The following is a 25,192-nucleotide window of genomic DNA, read 5'->3' as shown; positions in this document are numbered from 1 at the left end:
ATAGGAGAGTAAACAGATGAAAGCTAGAGACATAAGTGTATTAGCAGGTGTTATCTTAATCATTGCCATGCTAGTCATACCGATGCCGACGTTTATGTTGGACTTCTTAATCATAATAAATATATCGCTTGGCCTATTGATTATTTTAATAGCTATGAATACGACAAAGCCTCTTCAGTTTTCTATCTTTCCGTCATTGCTTTTATTGGTGACACTTTTCAGGCTAGGACTTAATGTTTCAACAACAAGAAGTATCCTTTCAACAGGACATGCAGGAAACGTTGTACATACCTTTGGTGAGTTCGTTGTACAAGGGAACATTTTAGTCGGAATCGTTGTATTTTTTATACTTGTTATTATTCAATTCGTTGTAATTACAAAAGGATCTGAGCGTGTATCGGAAGTAGCGGCAAGATTTACTCTCGATGCGATGCCTGGTAAACAGATGAGTATCGATGCTGATTTGAACGCTGGTATGATCTCAGATCGGGAAGCGAAAGAAAGACGTGAAACGATTGAACGTGAGGCTGATTTTTATGGTGCGATGGATGGTGCCAGTAAATTCGTAAAAGGAGATGCGATTGCTGGAATTATTATCGTACTGATTAATATGTTATTTGGTATCATCATCGGCATGGTTCAAATGGGGTTAAGTTTTGGTGAGAGTGCTGAAACCTTTACACGTTTAACGGTTGGTGATGGATTGGTATCTCAAATACCTGCACTTATCATTTCAACGGCTACAGGTATTATCGTAACAAGAGCTGCATCAGAAGGAAATCTAGGATTTGATATCAGCAAGCAACTATTAGCGTATCCCGTCATGCTTTTCGTAGCAGGGGGAACGATAGCCATGCTCGGTTTATTTACACCGATAAATGATTTTTTTACTTTAACAATCGGTGGTTTTCTTGCCGCAGGCGGTTATTTCCTTATTAAAGCGGAACGGGAACAAAAAGAAAAAGAAGAAGTCGTAGAGGAAGATATACAGACAGAGCAGCTGAAAAGCCCCGAATCTGTAGTGAATCTATTGCAGATCGATCCGATAGAGTTCGAATTTGGATACAGTTTAATTCCTTTAGCGGATACTTCTCAAGGAGGCGATCTCTTAGACAGAATCGTCATGATCAGAAGACAGCTCGCACTAGAACTTGGAATGATTGTACCAGTAGTGCGCATTCGAGATAATATTCAGCTTCAGCCGAATGAATATCGGATCAAGATAAAGGGGAGTCAAGTAGCAAAAGGGGAGCTTCTGCTCGATCACTATTTGGCGATGAGTCCAGGCATCGAGGATGAAGAAGTCCAAGGAATCGAAACAGTTGAGCCTGCGTTTGGTTTACCAGCGATCTGGATCGGTGAAGAGATGAAGGAACGTGCCGAGTTCTCAGGTTATACGGTTGTTGATCCTCCATCAGTTGTTTCGACACATTTGACAGAGATTATTAAAAAACACGCACACGAATTAATCGGTCGACAAGAAACGAAACAGCTCGTTGAGCATCTAAAGGAATCTTATCCGGCAATTGTTGAAGAAGTTACTCCAGATGCGCTCACGATCGGAGAGATACAAAAAGTATTGTCCAAGCTTCTTAAAGAACGCATTTCTATCCGGAACTTAGCGGTTATTTTTGAAACACTTGCAGACTTCGCAAAAATGACGAAGGATACCGACCTTTTGACAGAATACGTTCGGCAAGGTTTATCGAGACAAATATCAAAGAGCTATACGATGGAAAACGAACCTTTGCATGTGATTACATTGGGAGGATCTGTAGAGAAAAAAATAGCTGATTCGGTTCAGCAAACGGAACATGGAAACTTTCTCTCTCTTGATCCGATAGATTCTCAATCCATATTCGACAGCATCACAAGAGAGCTTGAATCAGGAAGAAGCTTTGATCAATCAATCGTCTTATTATGTTCTCCAGCTGTGAGAATGTACGTAAGACAGCTGATCGAAAGGTATTTGCCTGATGTTGCGGTATTGTCCTATAACGAGTTGGAACCTGAACTTGAAGTTAAAAGCGTAGGGGTGGTGAATATTTAATGAAAGTAAAAAAGTATACAGCAAATTCCCTTCCGGAAGCTATGAAGCTTGTACGAGCGGATCTTGGAAGCGGTGCAGTTATTCTGAACACTAGAGAAGTTCAGGCTGGAGGATTTTTAGGATTTTTTACAAAGAAGAATATTGAAATTTTTGCTGGATTAGATCAGGACGTCGAATACGAAAAACCTAAAAAAACTGTTCAAACCAGCGTGAAACAACAATCTATTCAAGATTTGCAGCAAGACCATGAACTTACACAGGAAATCCGTCAATTGAAAAAGATGGTACAAACACTGAATATGCAGAATAAAGCTGGAGATGAACTTCCTGATTTTGTGAAGGATTGGCATACTTTTTTAAGTGAACATGAAATTGAACCGACTGTATTAGAGGAACTGATTGCGAATTTGAACCGCAAGTATGTCAGTCTTGAGAAAGAGGAAACAGAAAGTTATGACTGGCATAAATGGATCACTGACTGGCTGGGTGCTCGGATGAAAAAGAGTGAGTTCGGTGGGTTTCATTATGAAACGAAATTTTTAAACCTGATCGGTCCTACTGGTGTCGGGAAAACAACCACTATAGCAAAAATCGGTGCAAAAGCGGTTTTGAAAGACGGAAAAAAAGTAGCCTTTATTACGACGGATACATATAGGATTGCCGCGATCGAACAGCTGAAAACGTATGCGGAAATATTAAATATTCCTTGTGAAGTAGCCTATACAGCGGAAGACTTTAAAAAAGCAAAAGAGAAATTCAAGGACTTTGACCTTGTTCTCGTTGATTCAGCAGGGCGAAATTTTTTAAACCGTTTTTATATTGAAGAACTTCAGCGTGTTGTTCACTTTGATAAAGATATGAAAAACTATCTTGTTCTATCACTGACTTCTAAATATAAAGACATGGAGACGATCTACAACCAATTTAAAAGTCTGCCAGTTCATAAGGTCATATTCACAAAAAAAGATGAGACCACCACATTTGGCTCGATTTTGAACCTAGCCATTTCTCATGGTGTTCCGCTTGGCTATATCACAAACGGGCAAAACGTACCAGATGATATGTTTGAAGCAGATGCTGATGAGCTGATCCACATGTTATTAAAGGAAAAAGTAAATCATGATTGATCAAGCAGAAAGTCTTCGTAAACAATTGCAGTCCTCATCTCGAAGCGCAAGAGTCATATCTGTCGTTAGTGGAAAAGGAGGAGTTGGAAAAACGAACATAACCGTTAATCTTGCTTTATCTCTGATCAAAATGGGCAAAAGAGTTCTTGTATTGGATTTGGATGTTGGAATGGGGAATGTCGACTTAATTCTAGGCAGAAGAGCACAGCATCATATTATGAATCTGCTGGAGAACCAGCTGTCTGTTTGGGAAATCATCGAAGAAGGCAGCGATGGTCTTCATACGATTGCGGGCGGCAGGAATTTTGGATCGCTAGCTCACATTTCGGACGACATGCTGAATCATTTTATCAACCAACTCGAGGAGCTTGAAAACTTTTATGATTTTATTTTTCTAGACATGGGTGCTGGAGCTACAGAAACAGCTTTAAAATTTATTTTATCCAGTCATGAAATATTAGTTATTGCAACACCTGAGATTACTTCAATGACAGATGCTTACTCGATGATGAAATTTATTTATACAAAAGATAGCAGCCTTCCTTTTTATCTAGCGATCAATCGCTGTGAGAATGATAGAGAAGGTAAGGAGACCTCTTTAAAATTAATGAATGTTTGTCAAAAGTTTTTAAAGAAGGACTTGATTTGCTTAGGGATGATTCCCTTGGATCATTCTGTACTGGATTCTGTTAAAAAACAAGTTCCTTTTACGCTGAACCAGCCATCCTCACATGCGTCTCTAGCCGTTATGCAACTAGCTAAAACATATGCAGGAGTTACAGAAGAACAAAAAGCATCCTATAAATCTTTTATCACCAGGTTAAAGTCACTTTTTCGTGAAAGGTAGATGCGAAGATGAAACAAATATCGGTACTCGTTGTAGATGATTCAGCTTTTATGAGAAAGCTCATCAAAGACTTTTTAAATGAAGATCCTAGAATAAAAGTCTTAGACACAGCTAGAAATGGTCAGGAAGGGATCAATAAAACGATAAAATTGAAACCTGACGTTGTTACGATGGATGTGGAAATGCCCGTTCTAAACGGAATTGAAGCTGTAAAAGAAATCATGAATCAGCAGCCTGTGCCAGTCATAATGTTATCGAGCACAACGAAAGCAGGTGCGGCTAATACCATTTTAGCAATGGAAGCAGGTGCTATCGATTTTATTGCAAAACCTTCAGGTGCGATATCTTTAGATCTGCATAAAGTGAAGGAAGAATTAGTAGAAAAAATAATTACCTCATCTAGAGCAAAAATAAAGCCTAGTGTAACCATTCAAGCACCTAGCATTTATAAAAAAGAACCACGAGCTCCTAGAATGAATAATCTGCCAAAGTTAGTACTGATTGGTACATCAACTGGCGGTCCGCGTGCGTTGCAGGAAGTTATCACAAAACTGCCTGAAGAAATACCAGCACCAGTATTAGTTGTACAGCACATGCCGCCAGGGTTCACACAATCTTTGGCCAACAGACTTAATTCTCTATCACCGGTACAGGTAAAGGAAGCTGAACATCATGAAATAATTAAAAAGGGAACCGTTTATATTGCTCCAGGCGGCTTACATATGCGTCTCACAGAAAAAATGGGACAGCTAATGATTACACTTGATAAAGAACTTCCAGTTGGAGGTCACAGGCCAGCGGTAAACGTTCTTTTCGAAAGTGCAGCAAAGCTTAAAAACTACCAAAAAATTGCCGTTATCATGACAGGCATGGGGTCAGATGGAACGGATGGAATTTTAAAACTGAAAGAAGCAGGTCTTACTTCGGTGATTGCAGAAGCTGAAGAATCTTGCATCGTTTATGGAATGCCTAAGGCTGCCGCGTTAACAAAGAAAGTAGATGAAGTTGTACATCTTGAATCTATTGCAGAAGCGATACAGAACAATTTGTGAAATGGGAGGGTTTAAACGATGGAAATGACTCAGTATCTCGACATATTCATTGATGAAAGTAAAGAACATTTGCAAGCTATTAATCAACAAGTCTTATTGCTGGAAAAATCTCCGGAAGAATTAACGATCGTAAATGAAATTTTTCGGTCTGCTCATACACTAAAAGGAATGTCAGCAACGATGGGGTATGAAGATTTAGCGAGCTTAACCCATAATATGGAGAATGTGCTTGATGCCATCAGAAATAAAAAAATCTCGGTCACACCAGCAGTTCTTGATGTGCTTTTCGCTTCTATTGATCATCTTGAAGCGATGGTTTTAGAGATTTCAGAAGGCGGAACCGGTAAACGTGACGTATCAGAAACGGTTCGAGATCTGGAAGCTCTTGAAAAAGGTGAAAGTGTGAAACCTTTATCAAACCAATCTCCAGAGAAAGAAGACCTTTCACAATCCTATGATCAGTATGAAAGACAAATCATTCTTCAATCGAAAGAACAAGGCTTTAATGCTTATGAGTTAACGGTTAGTCTTCGTAAGGATTGCATCTTAAAAGCAGCCAGAGTTTATATGGTCTTTGAAGTGTTAGAGCAGATTGGTGAAATTATAAAGTCATTGCCATCGGTTGACATGCTCGAAGCAGAACAATTTGAAACAGAATTTAAGCTTGCCTTGCTTACAAAAGAGTCAAGTGAAGAAGTTAAACAACGTATTTTAAAAGTTTCAGAGGTTCAACAAGTTGATATTTCTGAGTTTCAGGAAAATGAAAGCGTGAGGGAATCTGTAGAGGCAAGCAATGCAAATTCTCCTGGAAGCATTGAAAAGAAAAAAGAAGAAACTCCAGCTGCAGCAGCAAATAGTTCGGCTTCTGGCAAAACGATACGTGTCAATATTGATAGACTGGATCAACTGATGAATTTGTTTGAAGAGCTTGTCATTGACAGAGGACGCCTTGAAGAGATCTCAAAAGTACTTAAAAGCGGAGAATTAAATGAGACAGTAGAGCGTATGTCACGTGTATCGGGCGATCTTCAAAACATCATTTTAACCATGAGAATGGTTCCTGTTGAACAAGTATTTAACCGATTCCCACGAATGGTCAGAGGTCTTGCAAAAGATTTAGGAAAGCAAGTAAACCTTGAAATCATAGGTGCTGACACTGAATTAGATCGCACCGTAATTGATGAAATTGGAGATCCGCTCGTACATCTGCTTCGAAACTCGATCGATCATGGAATCGAAAAACCATCTGTAAGAAGAGCAGCTGCTAAAGATGAAGCAGGCACGATCTTTTTAAGAGCGTATCATAGCGGAAACCATGTATTTATTGAAATAGAGGATGATGGAGCTGGTATTAACAGACAGAAAGTTGTTGAAAAAGCGCTTGAAAACGGGATCATTACGAAAGAGATGGCTGACAATCTAACAGATAAGCAATGTTATGAATTATTGTTTGCTTCTGGGTTTTCAACAGCTGAAGTGATTTCAGATATATCAGGGCGTGGCGTAGGACTTGATGTAGTGAAAAATAAGATTGAATCATTAGGCGGGTCGATTTCCGTAGATTCTACAGCCGGATATGGAACAATTTTCTCTATTCAACTCCCATTAACGCTCTCGATCATGTCCGTCATGCTTGTTGAAGTTCAAAAAGAAAAATATGCGATCCCGCTTTCTTCAATCATTGAAACAGCCATTATTAAAAAGGAAGATATTCTATCCGCACATAATCAAAAAGTTATGGATTTCCGCGGGAAAGTTGTTCCATTAGTGTTCATGAAAGAAATTTTTGATGTTCCTTCAACAATGGAAGACAGTCAGCATGTTCCAGTAGTGGTAGTACGTAAAGGTGATAAAATGGCAGCCCTTGTTGTTGATTCATTTATTGGACAGCAAGAAATCGTTTTAAAATCATTAGGTCAATACTTATCTTCTGTTTTTGCAATATCAGGTGCAACGATTTTAGGGGACGGTCAAGTGGCATTGATTTTAGATTGTAATGCTCTTATTAAATAAGAAGGTGGTCGTTAGGATGTCAAACGAACAAAAAATTATTATTTTTCAATTAAAAGATGAAGAATACGCGATACCTGTCGAGGATGTAAAATCAATTGAAAGAATGCAGCATATTACAAGGATTCCAAGAACAATCCAATTTGTAAAAGGTGTTATTAATTTAAGAGGAGTCGTAACGCCTATCATAGATCTTAGGTCGCGATTCGATATTGAAGAAAGTGATTATACGGATACAACACGAATCATTATTGTATCAGTTGGCACAATCGAAGTAGGCCTGATTGTTGACTCTGCAAATGATGTAATAGATATTGATACAGCAGCGATTGAACCCCCTCCAGAAGTTGTTGGAGGAGTTGATGCAGAATACATCAAGGGTGTCGCTAAAATTGATAAAAGACTTCTTGTACTGCTTGATCTCGAAAAAGTTCTTAATCCTGAAAAGCTTGGAGTATTGAATCCATTAGAAAGCAGCAAGTAAGATGGATTTTACGAAGATAACACCTATTCATCTCGATATATTACGTGAGATTGGTAACATTGGAGCGGGACATGCTGCGACTGCTCTTTCCACAATGCTAAACAAAGCAGTGGATATGAAAGTTCCATCTGTAAAAATCATTTCATTTGAAGAAATAACGGAAATGGTTGGAGGCTCAGAAAATATAGTAGCATCGGTTTTTTTGCGAATTGTTGGTGATGCACCAGGATGTATGTTTTTTATGCTTCCGATTGAGCAAGCTGAACATCTTTTAGGAGACTTGCTTGGAGGACAAACCGTACAGTTGGCGGAAGGCGAATACTCTGAGATGGCTCTATCAGCTCTTCAAGAAGTCGGTAACATTTTGTCAGGTTCTTATCTTACCTCTTTTTCTGATTTTACAGGACTTAATTTACAGCCTTCTGTTCCAGCTACAAGCATCGATATGGCTGGTGCGATTTTAAGCTTTGGGCTGTTCGAAATATCTACCGTAAGCGACTATGCCATAGTAATCGATACTGCTTTTACAGACATGAAAAAACATGACGAAGTGAAGGGACACTTTTTCTTATTGCCTGACCCAGAGTCATTTTCAAAAATTTTTAATGCACTAGGAGTTCCGATGGGATGAGCGAAATCGTAAAAGTGGGGATCGCAGATATTGATCTTGTAACCCCTCCTGACACAATAAGAACAACAGGTCTTGGTTCATGCGTAGGAGTAATCATATTCGATGACAGAAAAAAAATAGCGGGAATGGCACACGTTATGCTTCCGGATTCATCTTTAATAAAGTCAGCTTCCATGAATATAGGTAAATACGCGGATACCGCAATCGAGGCATTGTATGACATGCTTATAAAAAAGGGAGCAATCGCCAAAAACTTAAAAGCAAAAATTGCTGGTGGAGCTCAAATGTTTCAGTTTACCTCAGGAAGCGAAATGATGAGAATCGGACCTAGGAATGTAGAAAGTGTTAAGCATCAACTAAATCAATTAAATGTCCCTATCATTACGAGTGATGTTGGTGGATCAAGTGGAAGAACAATTGAATTCGATCCGGAAAGTACTCGATTAACGATTAAAACAGTGAATGCAGGAACTAAAGTGATATAGACCGGATAACGGGAAAATAAATGAGGAGGATTACCATGACGGAGCCATCTTTAGTAGAAGAACAATCTTGCTGGGAAAAATGGAACACTAGTCGTGATCGAGAAGCAGGTGATGAACTGCTGCGGGCTTATTTGCCTCTTGTTAACTACCATGTACAACGTATATCGGTCGGACTGCCAAAAAGCGTCAATAAAGATGAGCTCCGGTCGCTTGGAATGCTAGGCCTGTATGATGCACTTAAGAAATTCGAACCAGAGAGAGACTTGAAGTTTGATACATACGCTTCGTTCCGTATTCGGGGGGCAATTCTTGATGGACTTCGAAGAGAAGACTGGCTTCCGCGCAGCCTTAGGGAAAAAACGAAAAAAGTAGAAGCGGCAATTGAAAAGCTAGAACAGGAAAACTTGCGATCTGTCAGTGCAAAAGAGGTAGCAGAAGAAATTGGGTTTTCTGAAAATGAAGTAACGACCGTTATGTCAGAAAGCTTTTTAGCAAATGTACTGTCAATTGATGAAGAGAATAAAGAAACAGAGAGCAGAGAAAAAGTCAGCTATACAATCGAAGACAAGAAAGCGATTACTCCTGAAAATAGTTTGCTTCAGGAAGAACTACATGGTGAACTAGCTTTAGTGATTAAAGAACTAACAGAAAAAGAACAGCTTGTTGTAAGTTTATTCTATTTTGAGGAATTAACTCTTACTGAAATCGGACAAGTACTTGGTTTATCCACATCAAGAATATCTCAGATACATTCAAAAGCACTTTTCAGAATTAGACAGGTTCTGCAACGTTATATGTAAGGGGTATGAGATATGGACCGTTGGTTTACCATTAAAACGAAAGAAAAAGATACGATTGCTCTTTTATTTCATCAAAAGGATCGTGATTTTAATAAAGAAGAGTTAACGTTTGAAGTTCTTTCGAGCTGGATCGCTTCAAAAAAAATCCAACATGGTGTTAAAAATGAAATTCTGTATCAAATTGTTCAACAGTTGGAAGAAATCAAATTTCCTGTTGAATTTGCTTATGGAAAATTGCCTGTGGACGGAGAACCTGCTGAATTAATACCTGTTGTTGGGGTGGAATCTGCCAGAAATATTGAAGGTGATGAGAAGATAGATTTTAAACGTCTCTTTACCATCCCGACTGTTTCCATAGGGCAGCTCCTTGCACGAAAAAAATCGGCAACTCAAGGAATTGAAGGTATCAGTGTATATGGAACTGCTCTTCCTGCAAAAAAAGGAAAAGAACTCTTGATTAAAAATGGAGACAACACGGTCTTTAATCCAAAAGATTTTGGTGTTTACGCTGCAGCAAACGGAGAAGTCAGTTTTAGAACAAACTGCGTACACGTTTATCCTGTATACAAAGTCGAAGGTGATCTGTCTTTAAAGACAGGGCATATCGATTTTGTTGGCAACGTTCATGTTACTGGGAATGTACCATCTGGCTTCAAAATTAATGCACAAGGCGATATACGAATAGAAGGATTAGTTGAGGCTGCTGATATTGCAACACCGGGTAACATCGTCATTAGCGGTGGAGTTCTTGGTCAAGGCAAAGGATCGATCCGGTGTGGAGGGAACTTCACGAGTCTTTATATTAATCAAGGGAACGTTGTTGCAGGAGAAAGTATTGAAGTTGCTCAAACCATACTGCACAGCACATGCGAAGCAGGTAAAAACATTATTTGTTTAAGCGGAAAAGGGAACATAGCTGGCGGTTCATGTGCGGCTGGCCATTTAATAAAAGCTAACGAAATCGGAAATGAAACGTATTCTAAAACGTTTTTATATATGAATGCATATGAAGCTGATCAAAAAGGAATTGCAGAGGCTGAGCGGAAAATAGCGGAGTTAGAGAACGGTTTAAGTAAACTCCAACAGCTTAAGGATGCAATGCTAAAACAAGCAACTGCTTCAAACCGTGTCGATCAAGGAACGATAACGAAGATTGAAAATACAATCTCTAAAACGTTCGCAGAGCTCAAAGAATGTGAAAATAAGAAAAATAACCTTGTCATGCAAGAGGATAGGTCACACATCATTGTCAAAGAAACACTGCATCCGAACGTAGAAATTAGTATTGGTAAATATAAGCGAAAAGTTCAATCCGTTTTTCAAACAGCAAAAGTTTTTATGGAAGAGAAGGAAATCGTCATTCATTCCTTATAAAAGAACAGAATGTATGCAGATAGGGATAGGTGAAACGCAGTGAATGGTTTTATTTTCATCAGTGTATTGTTACATGTAGTAAGTCTTTATTTCATTGTCGTACTCTGGAAAAAAAACGAAAAAATCAATACAATAGATCAAGAATTTTCACTTGAGACATTGGAAGAGCTCATGGAACTTTTCTCTCAGGAGATGAGAGAAGAGAATGAACGTTTACAGCAATTAATGATCCAGCTATATGATGAAAATAAACGAATGCAAACGAATAGTACGAATCAGTCTTTTACCTCGGAAGCGGATCTTCCTATAGACGAATCTATTTCATTAGAAGATAAAGAAGTGTATCCTGAACAGAAAACAAATGAAGTTCTTCTTTTAGCGAAAAAAGGGTATGATGCAACAGAAATTGCTAAAATGCTGAATCGAGGAAAAGGCGAAATAGAACTTCTTCTAAAGTTTTACGGTTAACTCGTTAAAAGGACTTGCAGAAACGGATTGAAATATGTTATATTATTTCTCGGTGTTAATCACACACGTTTGCGGATTTGAGTAATGTGGTGCTGCATACATGTAGTTATTACTCGAAGTTGAAACAAACGGAGGAAAAAACCTAGGAGGTGCCTATCATGGCAGTAATTTCAATGAAACAATTGTTAGAAGCTGGTGTACACTTTGGTCATCAGACTCGCCGTTGGAACCCGAAAATGTCTCGTTACATTTTCACAGAAAGAAACGGCATTTACATTATCGATCTTCAAAAGACGGTAAAGAAAGTTGAAGAATGCTACAATGTTATGCGTAACATCGCAGCAGACGGCGGAAAGATTCTTTTCGTAGGTACTAAAAAACAAGCTCAAGATTCTGTTAAGGAAGAAGCTGAACGTTCTGACATGTACTACATCAACCAACGCTGGTTAGGTGGAACATTAACAAACTTCGGTACAATTCGCAAGCGTATCAACCGTTTGAAGGATCTTGAAAAAATGCAAGAAGACGGTACTTTTGATGTTCTTCCTAAGAAAGAAGTAATCCTTCTTAAAAAGGAAATGGAGCGTCTTGAAAAGTTCCTAGGCGGAATTAAAGACATGAACAAGCTTCCTGATGCATTATTCGTTGTTGACCCTCGTAAAGAGCGTATCGCGATTGCTGAAGCACGTAAATTAAACATTCCGATCATTGCTATTGTTGATACTAACTGTGACCCGGATGAAGTAGATCACGTTATCCCTGGTAACGACGATGCTATCCGTGCAGTAAAGCTTCTTACAGGTAAAATGGCTGATGCTATCATCGAAGCTAACCAAGGCGCTGAAGAAGAAGTATCTTCTGAAACGGCTGAAGAAGAAACAACTGCTTAATTAATTGAATGGAATGCTCAAGGGTGGTAGAGGGGATGACCCTTTATCACCCTTTTTTATGGAAAACATTACATATCACACAAGGAGGCAAAAACTATGGCTATTACAGCTCAAATGGTTAAAGAATTGCGTGAAAAGACTGGCGCAGGAATGATGGATTGCAAAAAAGCACTTACAGAAACAGACGGAAACATGGAGCAAGCGATCGATTATCTTCGTGAAAAAGGAATCGCTAAAGCAGAAAAGAAAGCTGACCGTATCGCTGCAGAAGGATTAACTTCTGTAATCGTAGACGGTAACAAGGCAGTTATTCTTGAAGTGAACTCTGAAACAGATTTCGTTGCAAAAAACGAAAACTTCAAAAACCTAATTGCTGAACTTGGTAATTTCTTATTAGTTTCTGAACCAGCATCAGTTGAAGCTGCACTTGCTTCAGAATTCAATGGTACGACTGTTAATGACTTCATCAACACAGCAATTGCTAAAATTGGTGAAAAACTGACACTTCGTCGTTTTGAAATTCTGAAAAAAGACGAAAACGCTGCTTTCGGTGCTTACATGCACATGGGCGGACGAATCGGAGTACTTTCAGTTGTTGAAGGAACAACGGATGAGAACGTTGCTAAGGATGTATCCATGCACGTTGCAGCTGTAAATCCTAAATACATTTCTCGTGATGAAGTAAGTGAAGAAGAAGTGTCACGTGAGCGTAAAGTATTAACTGAGCAAGCACTTAATGAAGGCAAGCCTGAGAATATCGTAGCTAAAATGGTTGAAGGGCGCCTTGGCAAGTACTTTGAAGATATTTGCTTAAACGATCAATCTTTCATTAAAGATCCAGACCAAAAAGTTGGGAAATATGTAGCTTCTAAAGGTGCTACTGTTAAAGCCTTCGTTCGATTTGAAGTTGGAGAAGGTCTTGAAAAGCGTGAAGACAACTTCGCTGAAGAAGTTATGTCTCAAGTGAAAAAGTAAGCACCAGCAGTAAAAGAGGGGAGCACGTTGTGTTCCTCTTTTTTTACAGAAATAACTTTGGATAATTAAGGATTTATCTTTTTAAAAAGATGTTGCTTTTAATCATTACTTTAAAGACTTCACTGAATGGTTGATTGAAGTACAAGGTGCGAGACTCCTCGAAAATAAAACTCGAGCGGTCAGGTGAGACACTTTAAGGTGCAAAGCGGCATGTGGCTCACCGCATGCCCCGCGAAAATGCGAGCACCTGAAACGGAAATCAACACTTTCAAAAGCAACAAAAAACACGAAATTACAGTCTTAATTAAATATATTTTTTTAGGTGATGGAGGGACAAATGACAACTTCAAAGTATAAAAGAGTCGTCTTGAAATTAAGTGGAGAAGCTTTAGCAGGTGAACAAACTTCCGGTATAGATGCGAAGATCGTTCAATCAATCGCTGAGCAAGTGAAGGAAATTGTCGAATTGGATGTAGAAGTTGCCGTAGTTGTAGGCGGTGGAAACCTTTGGCGCGGCAAAACAGGCAGTGAGATGGGCATGGATCGTGCATCAGCAGATTATATGGGCATGCTTGCTACTGTCATGAATTCATTAGCTCTACAAGACAGTCTTGAAAATATCGGGGTTCAAACAAGAGTACAAACATCTATAGAAATGCGTCAGGTTGCAGAGCCTTATATCAGAAGAAAAGCCATTCGTCACCTTGAAAAAAAACGCGTTGTCATTTTCGCGGCGGGAACAGGGAATCCGTATTTCTCTACTGACACGACAGCCGCATTAAGAGCCGCTGAAATAGAAGCAGAAGTAATCTTAATGGCGAAAAATAATGTAGATGGCGTATACTCAGCAGACCCGAAGCTTGATGAAAATGCTGTGAAATATAACACATTATCTTATCTAGATTTATTAAAAGACGGATTAGCTGTCATGGATACAACGGCATCCTCTCTATGTATGGATAATGACATACCTTTAATTGTTTTCTCCATCATGGAAGAAGGAAACATTAAGCGCGCAGTCGCCGGTGAAAAAATTGGAACAGTCATAAGGGGGAAAAACTAAATGGCAAAGCAAGTTTTAACACAAGCGGAAGAAAAAATGCAAAAAGCAATTGGTTCTTTAAGACGTGAATTTTCCACTCTACGTGCAGGAAGAGCAAATCCTTCTTTACTAGACAGAGTACAGGTTGATTATTATGGTACACCAACACCTATTAATCAATTAGCAGGTGTTACCATCCCTGAAGCAAGACTTTTAGTGATTCAGCCTTATGATAAAACGGCTATGGGTGATATTGAAAAAGCAATCTTAAAGTCTGACCTTGGATTGACACCATCCAATGACGGTCAAGTTATTAGAATAGCTATTCCTCCGCTAACTGAAGAAAGAAGAAAAGAGTTAGTGAAACTAGTTAAAAAGTTTGGCGAAGAAGCAAAAGTAGCTCTTCGTAACATTCGCCGAGATGCAAATGATGACTTGAAGAAACTTGAAAAAGAAGCTGAGATTACGGAAGATGAACTTCGTCGTTATAATGATGACGTTCAGAAACTTACGGACAAGTACACTTCTGAAGTAGACTCTGTAAGTGCAAGTAAAGAAAAAGAAATCATGGAAGTATAATGCTTTTCCATGTACAATTAAATAAAAAAAGCCCTCTTTAAAGGGGGCTTTTTTATTAGACACTATCACTTGGTATACAAACGTAGTCTATTTGCTGTTTCCCAAGTTGAAGTCGACAGAATAAGGAAAACGCCTAGTGATTTGAATGGATGATAAAAAGTAATGGGTTTTCTTTATTAAGTCTGGAAGATGGAGGCTTATACATGCTTGACAAGCTATTCTTTAGAAAAAAAAGTCAGGAACATAAAATAGATCTTGACGATAATATTCCATCCCATGTGGCAATTATTATGGATGGAAATGGCCGCTGGGCTAAAAAAAGAGCCCTGCCGCGGATAGCAGGTCATCACGAAGGAATGAAAACTGTCCGGAAGATTGTAAAAGAGTCGAACTTTATCGGAATTAAAGTACTCACCTTGTATGCTTTTTCTACTGAAAATTGGAAAAGACCGCGTGAAGAAGTTGATTTTCTTATGAAGCTTCCAGGTGAATTTTTAAGTACATTTCTCCCTGATCTGATTAAAGAGAACGTTCAAGTGCGCATAATGGGTAAAAAAGAGCTATTGCCGCTTCATACGATTAAGGCGGTTGACCAAGCGATTGAACAAACGAAAAACAATAGCGGTATGATTCTAAATTTTGCACTTAACTATGGAAGCAGAGATGAGATGACTTCTGCCGTTAAATCTATTGCAGCAGAAATTAAGAACGGAACGCTCGACCCATCTCAGATCAAGGAGTCAACGATAGAAGAACATCTTATGACTCATGGGTTAAAGGACCCTGATCTTCTAATTCGTACGAGTGGTGAAGTGCGATTGAGCAACTTTATGCTCTGGCAACTTGCTTATTCTGAATTTTGGTTCACTGATGTTTATTGGCCAGATTTTTCAGAGAACCATTTACGTGAAGCTGTATCTCAGTTCGCGCAACGCGGAAGAAGATACGGTGGGGTATGATTAAGGAGGACTTATGAAACAACGTATTATAACAGGTGTAATCGCAGCCGTTTTATTTATAGGGATTACCCTTTATGGAAGCTGGCCATTTTCTATACTGATTCTGTTGCTTGCTGGTATCGGTATGTACGAGCTTTTACGTATGAAAGGGATGCAGCGTTCTTTTATTGGACTCATTGGATACGGTTTAGCGATCGTGTTGGCATTACAAGACTCTTGGATGGATGTTCTGGCACCCTTTACTAAAACGGATGCCATTATTCTTGCGGTTCTCTTGTTGCTTGTTGTAACGGTAGTGAAGAAAAATGAAACAGACTATAATCACATTTCTTTTATTCTGTTTAGTTCGATCTATGTAGGTTTCGGTTTTTACTATTTAGTAGAGACTCGAATTCTAGAAGATGGAATACAGCTATTATTCTTTATCTTGTTTATGATTTGGGCTACAGATTCGGGCGCTTATTTCGTTGGAAAGTCAATGGGCAAGCGTAAATTATGGCCGGTCATATCACCTAACAAAACAATCGAAGGGGCAGTTGGAGGCATTTTCTTCAGTATTGTCGTGGCTATTATTTGTTATGTTACAAGTTTTGTTGATTTATCTTTAATAACTATCCTGATCATATCGGTGTTAGTGGGTGTATTTGGTCAAATAGGCGATCTAGCTGAATCTGCGTTTAAACGAATTTATCATGTGAAAGATTCAGGGGTTCTTCTCCCGGGTCATGGTGGTATCCTTGATAGGCTTGATAGTGCATTATTCGTATTGCCATTGCTTCACGTGCTCCACTTGTTAGGATAATAGTAGGAGGAATTGTATGAAGTTTGTCAGTTTATTAGGAGCAACAGGTTCAATTGGCCAGCAGACTCTTGATGTGATTGCTTCTCATCCATATCAGTTTAAATTGAGTGCGATGTCGGTTGGACGAAATATTGAAGCTGCACAACATATTATTCATAAGTTCAACCCTGAAATCTGTGCAGTACAGAATGAAGAAGATGCAGCAGCTTTACAGTCCAAAGTAAGTACTAACACAAAAATTGTCTTCGGGATGGATGGACTTATTGAAGCGGCAGTTTCCACAAAAGCTTCAATTTTAGTTAATGCAGTTATAGGAAGTGTAGGGCTTCTTCCTACGCTAAAGGCGATTGAAGCTAAGAAAACAATTGCTCTAGCCAATAAAGAAACCCTTGTAACCGCAGGTCACATTGTGATGAGAGAAGCAAAAAAACACAATGTTACTATTTTGCCAGTTGACTCTGAACATTCAGCTATATTTCAATGTTTAAACGGTGAAGCCGTTGATGAAGTCGAAAAATTAATTTTAACCGCATCTGGCGGAAGCTTTCGGGATAGAACGCGTGAAGAACTTAAGAATGTAACAGTTAAAGAGGCTTTAAACCATCCGAACTGGTCAATGGGAGCAAAGATTACCATTGATTCAGCAACAATGATGAATAAAGGATTAGAAGTTATAGAAGCACATTGGTTGTTTTCATTCGATTATTCAAAAATAGACGTCATTTTACATAAGGAAAGCATCATACACTCTATGGTAGAGTTTGCTGATACAAGCATCATTGCTCATCTTGGACAACCTGATATGCGTGTGCCGATCCAATATGCACTAACATATCCCCAAAGACTTGAATTGATAAACGGGAAAAGGTTAAACTTATGGGAAGTTGGCAAACTCCATTTTCAAAAGATGGATTACGACCGATTCAGATGTCTTAAACTTGCGTTCGATGCTGGTGAGATGGGCGGTTTGATGCCTGCAGTATTGAATGCAGCAAATGAAAAAGCAGTAGAATTGTTTTTAGATGGAAAGATTACATTTCTGGAAATAGAAGAAATGATTGAACAAGCGATGCTTCAGGCAGTAAATGTTAGCAATCCTGAACTGGGTGCTATACAAGAAACCGATCAGAGGACTCGACAATTTGTAGAGTCACTACTAAACAAAGGCAGGTAATGGAAATGAACACTGTGATAGCCATTATCATCATTTTAGGGGCTTTAATTTTCTTTCACGAACTAGGACATCTCATGCTGGCAAAACGTGCAGGTATATTATGCCGCGAATTTGCAATCGGATTTGGCCCGAAAGTGTTTGCCTTTAAAAAAGGGGAAACAGTTTATACGATTCGACTTTTGCCGCTCGGCGGATTCGTTCGAATGGCTGGTGAGGACCCTGAAGGCATCGAGCTTAAGGCAGGTCACAGAGTTGGATTGATTTTCAACGATGCTAACGAAGTAGAAAAGATTATCGTAAATCACCGGGAAAAATATCCCGTTCAAAAAACGATTACGATTGAAAAGGCAGATTTGGAGCATGAATTATTAATAACAGGATTCGAAAATGAAGAAACTGGGTCAGAGTCCTATCCTGTAAAAGAAGATGCTTTATTTGTTGCCGATCATCAAGAAATGCAGATTGCTCCTTACAATCGTCAGTTTGGATCTAAGACGATCATGCAGAGAACATTAGCTATTTTTGCAGGTCCCTTAATGAACTTCTTGCTGGCGTTCATCATTCTTGTAGCGTTTTCTATTATGCAAGGGATCCCTACGAATGAATCAAGGCTAGGTACACTCCAAGAAGGTGCGGCGGCTGATAAAGCAGGTCTACAAAAAGGTGATAAGATTATAGCTGTTCAAGGAGAAAAAATGGATGACTGGAAAGAACTCGTTTCCGTTATTCAGCAAAATCCTGGTGAAAAATTAATGTTTACGATCAATAGAGACGGTAAAGAGCAAGTAGTACCGATCACGCTAGGTTCCAGAAAAGGGGCACAAGAGCAAAATGAAGGCTTTATTGGTGCCCATCCGTTCACTGAATCATCGTTTTTGGGGTCACTTGAATACGGTGCAAAACAAACCTGGTTTATGACAACTGCTATTTTTACAGGCATCGGTCAGCTCGTAACAGGTCAACACGGGATCGACCAGCTTTCTGGACCACTTGGGATTTATGAATATACAGATCAGGCGGCTAAAGCAGGTGTTTATATGCTGTTGCAATGGGCGGCAATCCTTAGTATTAACTTAGGTATCTTTAATTTGTTGCCTCTGCCAGCACTTGATGGGGGAAGACTGCTTTTCTTAGGTGTAGAAGCTTTAAGAGGGAAACCGATCGATCCTCAAAAAGAAGGATTGGTCCACTTTATCGGATTTGCGTTTTTGATGCTATTGATGCTAGTTGTAACATGGAATGACATTCAGAAAATATTTCTTAGTTAATATAGGGATTTTGAGGAGAAGAGATTATGAGACAAAGCCAGTTGTTTTTGCCAACACTTAGGGAAGTACCAGCAGATGCAGATGTAAAAAGTCATCAACTGCTTTTAAGAGCTGGATTTATTAGACAAAATGCAGCGGGGATCTATTCATTTTTACCCCTCGGGAAAAAAGTTCTTCATAAAATAGAAAATATTGTACGTGAAGAAATGAACCGTGCTGGCTCACAGGAAATGATGATGCCAGCCCTGCAGCTTGCAGAGCTGTGGCAGGAAAGTGGAAGATGGTATAGCTACGGCCCAGAACTGATGAGGTTAAAAGATCGTCATGAGCGTGATTTTGCACTTGGTGCTACTCATGAAGAAGTAATTACAAGTATCATTCGTGATGAAGTAAAGTCTTATAAAAAGCTTCCTTTAAACCTCTATCAGATACAGACGAAGTTCAGAGATGAAAAGCGTCCACGATTTGGACTTTTAAGAGGGCGTGAGTTTATTATGAAGGATGCTTATTCTTTCCATGATAAACAAGAGAGCCTAGATGCTACGTATGAAAGAATGAAGGATGCTTATTCAGCCATTTTCAGCCGTTGTAACTTAAACTTCCGTGCAGTTCTTGCGGATTCAGGTGCGATTGGCGGAAAAGACAATCATGAGTTTATGGTTTTATCTGAAATTGGAGAAGATCTTATTGCCTATTCTACAGATTCGGACTTTGCTGCCAACATCGAAATGGCTCCGGTTGTACTTCCGGCAAAGGAAATATCAACTGAAACGTTGTTAGAGTTAGAAAAAGTAGAAACTAAAGGTGCAAAGAACATTGAAGAAGTATCAAACTATTTACAAGTACCATCTCATACCATTATTAAATCCTTATTCTATATGGTTGATGAGCAACCTGTTTTAGTTCTTGTACGCGGAGATCATGAAGTAAACGAAATCAAATTAAAAAATGAGCTTTCTGCAAATGAAGTTATGATGGCGACTGAGGAAGAAACGGTTAAATGGTTAAACACTAAACCAGGTTCCATTGGACCTGTTGCTGTTTCTAAAGAAGTTAAAATTATTGCCGATCAAGCTGTGCCGTTAATGACTAACGCTGTATGCGGTGCGAATGAAGAAGGCTATCATTATCTTAACGTTAATGGCGAGCGAGATTTCACATGGCATGAAACGGCTGATCTGCGTTTTGTTGTTGATGGTGATCTTTCGCCAGACGGCAAAGGTACGATCGTTTTTGCAAAAGGAATCGAAGTGGGACATGTATTCAAATTAGGAAAAGTATACAGCGAGCCGATGAAAGCTTCTTATTTAGACGAAAATGGAAAAAATCAAATCATGTCTATGGGTTGCTATGGAATTGGAGTATCCCGAACTTTAGCAGCCGTAGCTGAAGAGAATAACGATGAAAATGGTTTGATCTGGCCTTTATCGTTAACACCATTTGATGTTCATCTACTTGCTGTAAACAGCAAAAATGCTGAACAAGCTGAAGTCGCTGATGAACTATATGAGCAATTAAAAAGTGAAGGCTATGATTGTTTATATGATGACCGACCAGAGCGTGCTGGTGTTAAATTTACAGATAGTGATCTGATCGGAATTCCTCTCCGCGTTATGGTAGGAAAGAAAGCGGGAGAAGGAATCGTTGAAGTGAAGATCCGCAAGAGCGGTGAATCTATGGAAGTATCAGTCTCAGAACTTAAGAGTGTCTTAAAACGTGAATGGGATAAACTCGCAAACTAATGATGAGGTACCTCTTACTTTTGAGGTGCCTTTCCCTTTTTTACATGATAATAAACCCCTTTAAAAGGAGGTTCTTATGAGCGGAAATGATCAGCAGATTAGACAAGAAAGATTGTCACTACTCTTAGAACAGCTCGGAATTCCAGAAGAGATGAAAATAGGTTTTTCTGGTGGAACGATAGAAAAACTTACAATTGATAAGATGAACAGAAGCTGGCACTTTGCTATAGGGATAACACGGCCACTTTCGATAAACAGCTATGCCTGGTTTAGTACTAGCATTCGTAAAACGTTCGAACATATTGCTAAAGTTTCTTTTTCTATTCAGACTTCGGAAAATTTTCATAGTGATGAACTCCTAGCATACTGGCCGCTTTGTAAAGAAGAACTTTTAGAAAAAGCAGGACCGAGTCTCGCAAACGTGCTTTCTGCACAAGATCCGAAAGTCGATGGCAATTTTTTATGTTTCACCGTTCGGAATGATGCTGAAGAAGGTCTCGTCCAACGAAAGTTATCTCCGATTTTGAAGGAAGTGTTTCATAATTTTGGTCTTCATTCTGTACTTGTGAGAACAGAGGTTAAACATTCTGAAGAAGAGTATCAGAAGTTTATTGAGCAGAAAAAGCAAGAAGACGAACACAAAGTAATGGAAGCTCTCGTTGAAAAAGAAAAAGCAGCAAAGCGGGGAGGAGATTCTCCTGCTGCAAGAACGGACATCATGATCGGTTACTCCATCAAAGATGAGGCTGTTCCAATACAGACCATACAAGATGAAGAGAGAAGAATTACCATTCAAGGATATGTTTTTCATTCAGAAGCAAGAGAACTTCGAAGCGGCCGAACGTTATTAACCTTTAAGATTACGGACTATACGGATTCTTTGCTAGTAAAAATCTTTTCACGTGATAAAGAAGATATTCCAATTCTTCAAGGTATCCAGAAGGGTATGTGGCTTAAAGTTCGCGGAGGTATTCAGAACGATACTTTCGTAAGAGATCTAGTGATGATTGCCAATGATATAAATGAAATTAAACCCGAAACGAGAAAAGACCTGGCTGATGAAGATAACAAACGTGTAGAACTTCATCTTCATACACCAATGAGTCAGATGGATGCAGTATCCTCAGTATCATCACTCGTCAGTCAAGCAAAGAAATGGGGTCACCCCGCAATCGCTATTACGGATCACGCGGGAGTACAATCATTCCCTGAAGCATACTCAGCAGGAAAGAAAAACGATATAAAGATCCTATACGGACTAGAGGCGTATTTAGTAGATGATGGTGTTCCCATTGCCTACAATGAAGCCCCAAGAAAATTAACAGACGAAACATATGTCGTTTTTGACGTTGAAACGACTGGTTTGTCAGCCGTTTATAATAAAATCATTGAACTTGCTGCAGTTAAGATTAGAGGCGGTGAGATCGTTGATCGCTTCGAATCTTTTGTGAACCCGCATGAATCTTTGTCACAGACAACGATAGAGTTAACAGGTATTACAGATGACATGGTAGAGAATGCACCTGAAATAGAAGAAGTTATCCGTAATTTCCATCGTTTTATGGCGGATGATATATTAGTCGCGCACAACGCGAGCTTTGATATGGGATTCTTAAATGAAGGCTTAAGAAAGATCGGATTAGGTGAAGCAACAAATCCAGTTATCGATACTCTAGAACTTGCACGGTTCTTGCTGCCTCAATTGAAGAATCATAGACTGAACACACTTTGTAAACGATTTGATATCGAGCTGGTTCAGCATCACAGAGCTATTTACGATGCAGAAGCAACTGCATATCTATTATGGAAATTATTAAAAGAGACGTTTGAAAAAGAAATATATGATCATGACCGTTTAAACGATAATATGGGTCAAGGCGGTTTTCAGCGGTCACGTCCGTTCCATTGTACGCTGCTTGCTGCTACTCAAGAAGGACTTAAGAATTTATACAGACTTGTATCAGAATCTCATCTTTCTTATTTTTACAGAACGCCACGTATCCCTCGTTCAAGATTAAGTAAGTATCGAGAAGGAATACTAGTCGGATCAGCTTGTGATAAAGGTGAAGTTTTTGAAGGGATGATGCAGAAGCCGATTGAAGAGGTTGAAAAGATCGCTTCTTTCTACGACTATTTAGAGATCCAGCCGCCTAGCAACTATTTTCATTTGATCGAAAGAGAACTTGTTCAAGATGAAATGAACTTAAGAGACATTCTCACAAATATCGTAAACCTTGGAGAAAAGCTGAACAAGCCAGTCGTAGCTACCGGTAATGTTCATTATTTGAACCCTGAAGATGCGATTTATCGTAAAATATTGATTTCTTCTCAAGGCGGTGCAAATCCGCTCAATAGACAAACGTTGCCAGAAGTTCATTTTAGAACGACAGATGAAATGTTGGATTTATTCTCATTTTTAGGTGAAGAAACAGCAAAAAAAGTGGTGTGTGAGAACACAAGGAAGATTGCCGATTCCATAGCAGACATTAAACCGATACCGGACGACCTGTACACACCAAAGATTGAGGGAGCGGATGAGGAAGTCCGTTCCATGAGTTATAACCGGGCAAGAAGTATTTACGGAGAGAATCTGCCTGATCTAGTAGAAAAAAGACTTGAAAAAGAATTAACTAGCATCATCGGCCACGGTTTTGCTGTTATCTATTTGATCTCTCATAAACTTGTTAAAAAATCACTGATAGATGGTTACTTGGTAGGATCACGTGGTTCCGTAGGTTCTTCATTCGTTGCGACGATGACAGAGATAACGGAGGTGAACCCTCTCCCGCCACACTATGTTTGTCCAAGTTGTAAAGAATCTCATTTCTTTAATGATGGTTCAGTTGGATCAGGATTTGACCTTCCAGATAAAGAATGTCCTGCATGTGAAGTTCTGTATATAAAAGATGGACAAGACATTCCTTTTGAAACATTCCTTGGTTTTAAAGGAGATAAAGTCCCTGATATCGACTTAAACTTCTCTGGAGAATATCAACCGAGAGCACATAATTATACGAAGGAACTCTTTGGTGAAGATTATGTGTATCGAGCAGGTACGATTGGAACGGTTGCCGAAAAAACGGCATACGGTTATGTAAAAGGTTATGCAGGGGATCATAATTTAACGATTCGTTCTGCTGAAGTTGACCGGTTAGTTTCAGGTTGTACTGGGGTGAAACGGACATCTGGACAGCATCCAGGAGGAATAATAGTAGTTCCTGATTATATGGATATTTATGATTTTTGTCCTGTTCAATTCCCCGCAGATGATAGCGGATCTGAATGGAAAACGACACATTTTGATTTTCATTCAATTCATGATAACTTGCTGAAACTAGATATTTTAGGTCACGATGATCCAACAGTCATTCGCATGTTACAAGATTTAAGCGGAATCGATCCTAAAACGATCCCAGCATCTGATCCAGAAGTAATGAAAATATTTTCAGGTCCGGAAGTGTTAGGTGTCACAGACGAACAGATTATGTGTAAAACGGGTACGCTCGGAATACCCGAATTTGGTACAAAGTTCGTAAGGCAGATGCTAGAAGAGACAAAGCCTAGCACTTTCTCAGAACTCGTACAAATATCAGGTTTATCACACGGAACGGATGTATGGCTGAATAACGCTAATGAACTTATTGCAAATGGCACTTGTGTGTTAAAAGACGTTATTGGCTGCCGTGATGATATTATGGTTTACCTCATCTACAAAGGACTTGAGCCTTCGCTTGCATTTAAGATTATGGAAAGTGTGCGAAAAGGAAAAGGGCTTCCTGATGAGTGGATCGAAGAAATGAAGAACAATGATGTACCAGACTGGTATATTGGCTCATGTTTGAAGATCAAGTACATGTTCCCCAAAGCCCATGCTGCCGCTTACGTTTTAATGGCAGTGAGGATTGCTTATTTTAAAGTTCATTATCCAATTTGGTTTTATGCAGCTTACTTTACGGTTCGAGCAGATGACTTTGACGTAGAATCTATGGTTCGAGGTTCTAAAGCGCTTCGTACTAAGATTGAAGAGATATCTGCAAAAGGACTTGATGCATCCACTAAAGAAAAGAATCTGCAAACCGTACTCGAACTGGCACTCGAGATGTGTGAAAGAGGTTTGTCGTTTCAGAAGATAGATTTATATCGCTCAAGTGCTACTGATTTTCTTGTGGAAGGCGACACGTTAATTCCGCCATTTAATTCGATTGCTGGCCTAGGTACGAATGCCGCACTTAATATTGTAAGAGCTAGAGAAGAAGGCGAGTTTCTTTCCAAGGAGGATTTACAGCAGCGAGCTAAATTATCGAAGACCATTATCGAGTATTTGGACGACCAAGGTTGTCTAGAGGGATTACCAGACGCAAATCAGCTCTCCCTCTTTTAATGGCGGGCTGAAAGCCTCCTGAAAGTTGCAGTATTTTATTGGTTATGGTATA

At 39.2% G+C, this 25,192-nt stretch carries 21 protein-coding genes; all 21 read left to right on the top strand.

What is annotated here, in order from left to right; all coding sequences use genetic code 11:
- Positions 1 to 16 precede the first annotated feature (16 nt).
- The 21 genes from flhA (at position 17) to KUV80_RS05310 (ending at position 25,140) form a co-directional block, all read left to right on the top strand.
- Positions 17 to 2,050: a flagellar biosynthesis protein FlhA gene (gene flhA / locus KUV80_RS05410; RefSeq protein WP_222461639.1), complete on the top strand. Its 2,034-nt coding sequence runs from the start codon at positions 17 to 19 to the stop codon at positions 2,048 to 2,050.
- Positions 2,050 to 3,177, top strand: a complete 1,128-nt coding sequence (flhF, locus tag KUV80_RS05405; RefSeq protein WP_222461638.1) for a flagellar biosynthesis protein FlhF — start codon at positions 2,050 to 2,052, stop codon at positions 3,175 to 3,177. Before flhA ends, flhF begins: the two co-directional genes overlap by 1 nt.
- Entirely contained in the window at positions 3,170 to 4,024 is an 855-nt protein-coding gene (locus KUV80_RS05400) for a MinD/ParA family protein (protein ID WP_222461637.1), read from the top strand. The genes flhF and KUV80_RS05400 overlap by 8 nt, the downstream gene beginning before the upstream one ends.
- 8 nt (positions 4,025 to 4,032) lie before the next feature.
- Positions 4,033 to 5,076, top strand: coding sequence for a protein-glutamate methylesterase/protein-glutamine glutaminase (locus KUV80_RS05395; RefSeq protein ID WP_222461636.1), 1,044 nt, complete (start codon positions 4,033 to 4,035; stop codon positions 5,074 to 5,076).
- 18 nt (positions 5,077 to 5,094) lie between these two features.
- Entirely contained in the window at positions 5,095 to 7,089 is a 1,995-nt protein-coding gene (locus tag KUV80_RS05390; protein WP_222461635.1) for a chemotaxis protein CheA, read from the top strand.
- A 16-nt stretch (positions 7,090 to 7,105) separates the two neighbouring features.
- Complete coding sequence (locus tag KUV80_RS05385) at positions 7,106 to 7,570, top strand: chemotaxis protein CheW (protein ID WP_246625029.1); 465 nt, start codon at positions 7,106 to 7,108, stop codon at positions 7,568 to 7,570.
- A 1-nt stretch (position 7,571) separates the two neighbouring features.
- On the top strand, positions 7,572 to 8,201 hold the full coding sequence (locus tag KUV80_RS05380; protein ID WP_222461633.1) for a chemotaxis protein CheC: 630 nt from the start codon (positions 7,572 to 7,574) through the stop codon (positions 8,199 to 8,201).
- Positions 8,198 to 8,686 (top strand): chemotaxis protein CheD, encoded by a 489-nt coding sequence (locus KUV80_RS05375; protein WP_222461632.1) that lies wholly within the window; start codon positions 8,198 to 8,200, stop codon positions 8,684 to 8,686. The genes KUV80_RS05380 and KUV80_RS05375 overlap by 4 nt, the downstream gene beginning before the upstream one ends.
- A gap of 35 nt (positions 8,687 to 8,721) precedes the next feature.
- Positions 8,722 to 9,486: a FliA/WhiG family RNA polymerase sigma factor gene (locus KUV80_RS05370; RefSeq protein WP_222461631.1), complete on the top strand. Its 765-nt coding sequence runs from the start codon at positions 8,722 to 8,724 to the stop codon at positions 9,484 to 9,486.
- A gap of 12 nt (positions 9,487 to 9,498) precedes the next feature.
- Positions 9,499 to 10,860 carry a DUF342 domain-containing protein gene (locus tag KUV80_RS05365; protein ID WP_222461630.1) on the top strand — a complete coding sequence of 454 codons (1,362 nt, stop codon included), beginning with the start codon at positions 9,499 to 9,501 and terminating at the stop codon, positions 10,858 to 10,860.
- A gap of 39 nt (positions 10,861 to 10,899) precedes the next feature.
- A complete protein-coding gene (locus KUV80_RS05360; protein WP_222461629.1) occupies positions 10,900 to 11,328 on the top strand; it encodes a DUF6115 domain-containing protein in 429 nt (142 codons plus the stop codon).
- Between the two features lie 158 nt (positions 11,329 to 11,486).
- On the top strand, positions 11,487 to 12,218 hold the full coding sequence (rpsB, locus tag KUV80_RS05355; RefSeq protein WP_222461628.1) for a 30S ribosomal protein S2: 732 nt from the start codon (positions 11,487 to 11,489) through the stop codon (positions 12,216 to 12,218).
- 96 nt (positions 12,219 to 12,314) lie between these two features.
- Positions 12,315 to 13,193 carry a translation elongation factor Ts gene (gene tsf, locus KUV80_RS05350; protein WP_222461627.1) on the top strand — a complete coding sequence of 293 codons (879 nt, stop codon included), beginning with the start codon at positions 12,315 to 12,317 and terminating at the stop codon, positions 13,191 to 13,193.
- Between the two features lie 337 nt (positions 13,194 to 13,530).
- Positions 13,531 to 14,256 carry a UMP kinase gene (gene pyrH / locus KUV80_RS05345; protein ID WP_222461626.1) on the top strand — a complete coding sequence of 242 codons (726 nt, stop codon included), beginning with the start codon at positions 13,531 to 13,533 and terminating at the stop codon, positions 14,254 to 14,256.
- Positions 14,257 to 14,814: a ribosome recycling factor gene (gene frr / locus KUV80_RS05340; RefSeq protein ID WP_222461625.1), complete on the top strand. Its 558-nt coding sequence runs from the start codon at positions 14,257 to 14,259 to the stop codon at positions 14,812 to 14,814.
- A 203-nt stretch (positions 14,815 to 15,017) separates the two neighbouring features.
- Positions 15,018 to 15,773 (top strand): isoprenyl transferase, encoded by a 756-nt coding sequence (locus KUV80_RS05335; RefSeq protein WP_222461624.1) that lies wholly within the window; start codon positions 15,018 to 15,020, stop codon positions 15,771 to 15,773.
- Positions 15,774 to 15,786: 13 nt separating this feature from the next.
- Entirely contained in the window at positions 15,787 to 16,575 is a 789-nt protein-coding gene (locus KUV80_RS05330) for a phosphatidate cytidylyltransferase (protein WP_222461623.1), read from the top strand.
- A 16-nt stretch (positions 16,576 to 16,591) separates the two neighbouring features.
- Positions 16,592 to 17,749 carry a 1-deoxy-D-xylulose-5-phosphate reductoisomerase gene (locus KUV80_RS05325; protein WP_222461622.1) on the top strand — a complete coding sequence of 386 codons (1,158 nt, stop codon included), beginning with the start codon at positions 16,592 to 16,594 and terminating at the stop codon, positions 17,747 to 17,749.
- 5 nt (positions 17,750 to 17,754) lie between these two features.
- Positions 17,755 to 19,017 (top strand): RIP metalloprotease RseP, encoded by a 1,263-nt coding sequence (rseP, locus tag KUV80_RS05320; RefSeq protein ID WP_222461621.1) that lies wholly within the window; start codon positions 17,755 to 17,757, stop codon positions 19,015 to 19,017.
- A 26-nt stretch (positions 19,018 to 19,043) separates the two neighbouring features.
- Positions 19,044 to 20,759: a proline--tRNA ligase gene (locus KUV80_RS05315; RefSeq protein WP_222461620.1), complete on the top strand. Its 1,716-nt coding sequence runs from the start codon at positions 19,044 to 19,046 to the stop codon at positions 20,757 to 20,759.
- A gap of 76 nt (positions 20,760 to 20,835) precedes the next feature.
- Positions 20,836 to 25,140 carry a PolC-type DNA polymerase III gene (locus KUV80_RS05310; protein ID WP_222461619.1) on the top strand — a complete coding sequence of 1,435 codons (4,305 nt, stop codon included), beginning with the start codon at positions 20,836 to 20,838 and terminating at the stop codon, positions 25,138 to 25,140.
- The last annotated feature ends 52 nt before the right edge of the window (positions 25,141 to 25,192 follow it).

Source organism: Fictibacillus nanhaiensis (assembly GCF_019801215.1).
GTDB classification, from domain to species: Bacteria; Bacillota; Bacilli; order Bacillales; family Fictibacillaceae; genus Fictibacillus; species Fictibacillus nanhaiensis_C.
This window is presented reverse-complemented; position numbering and strand designations above follow the sequence as displayed.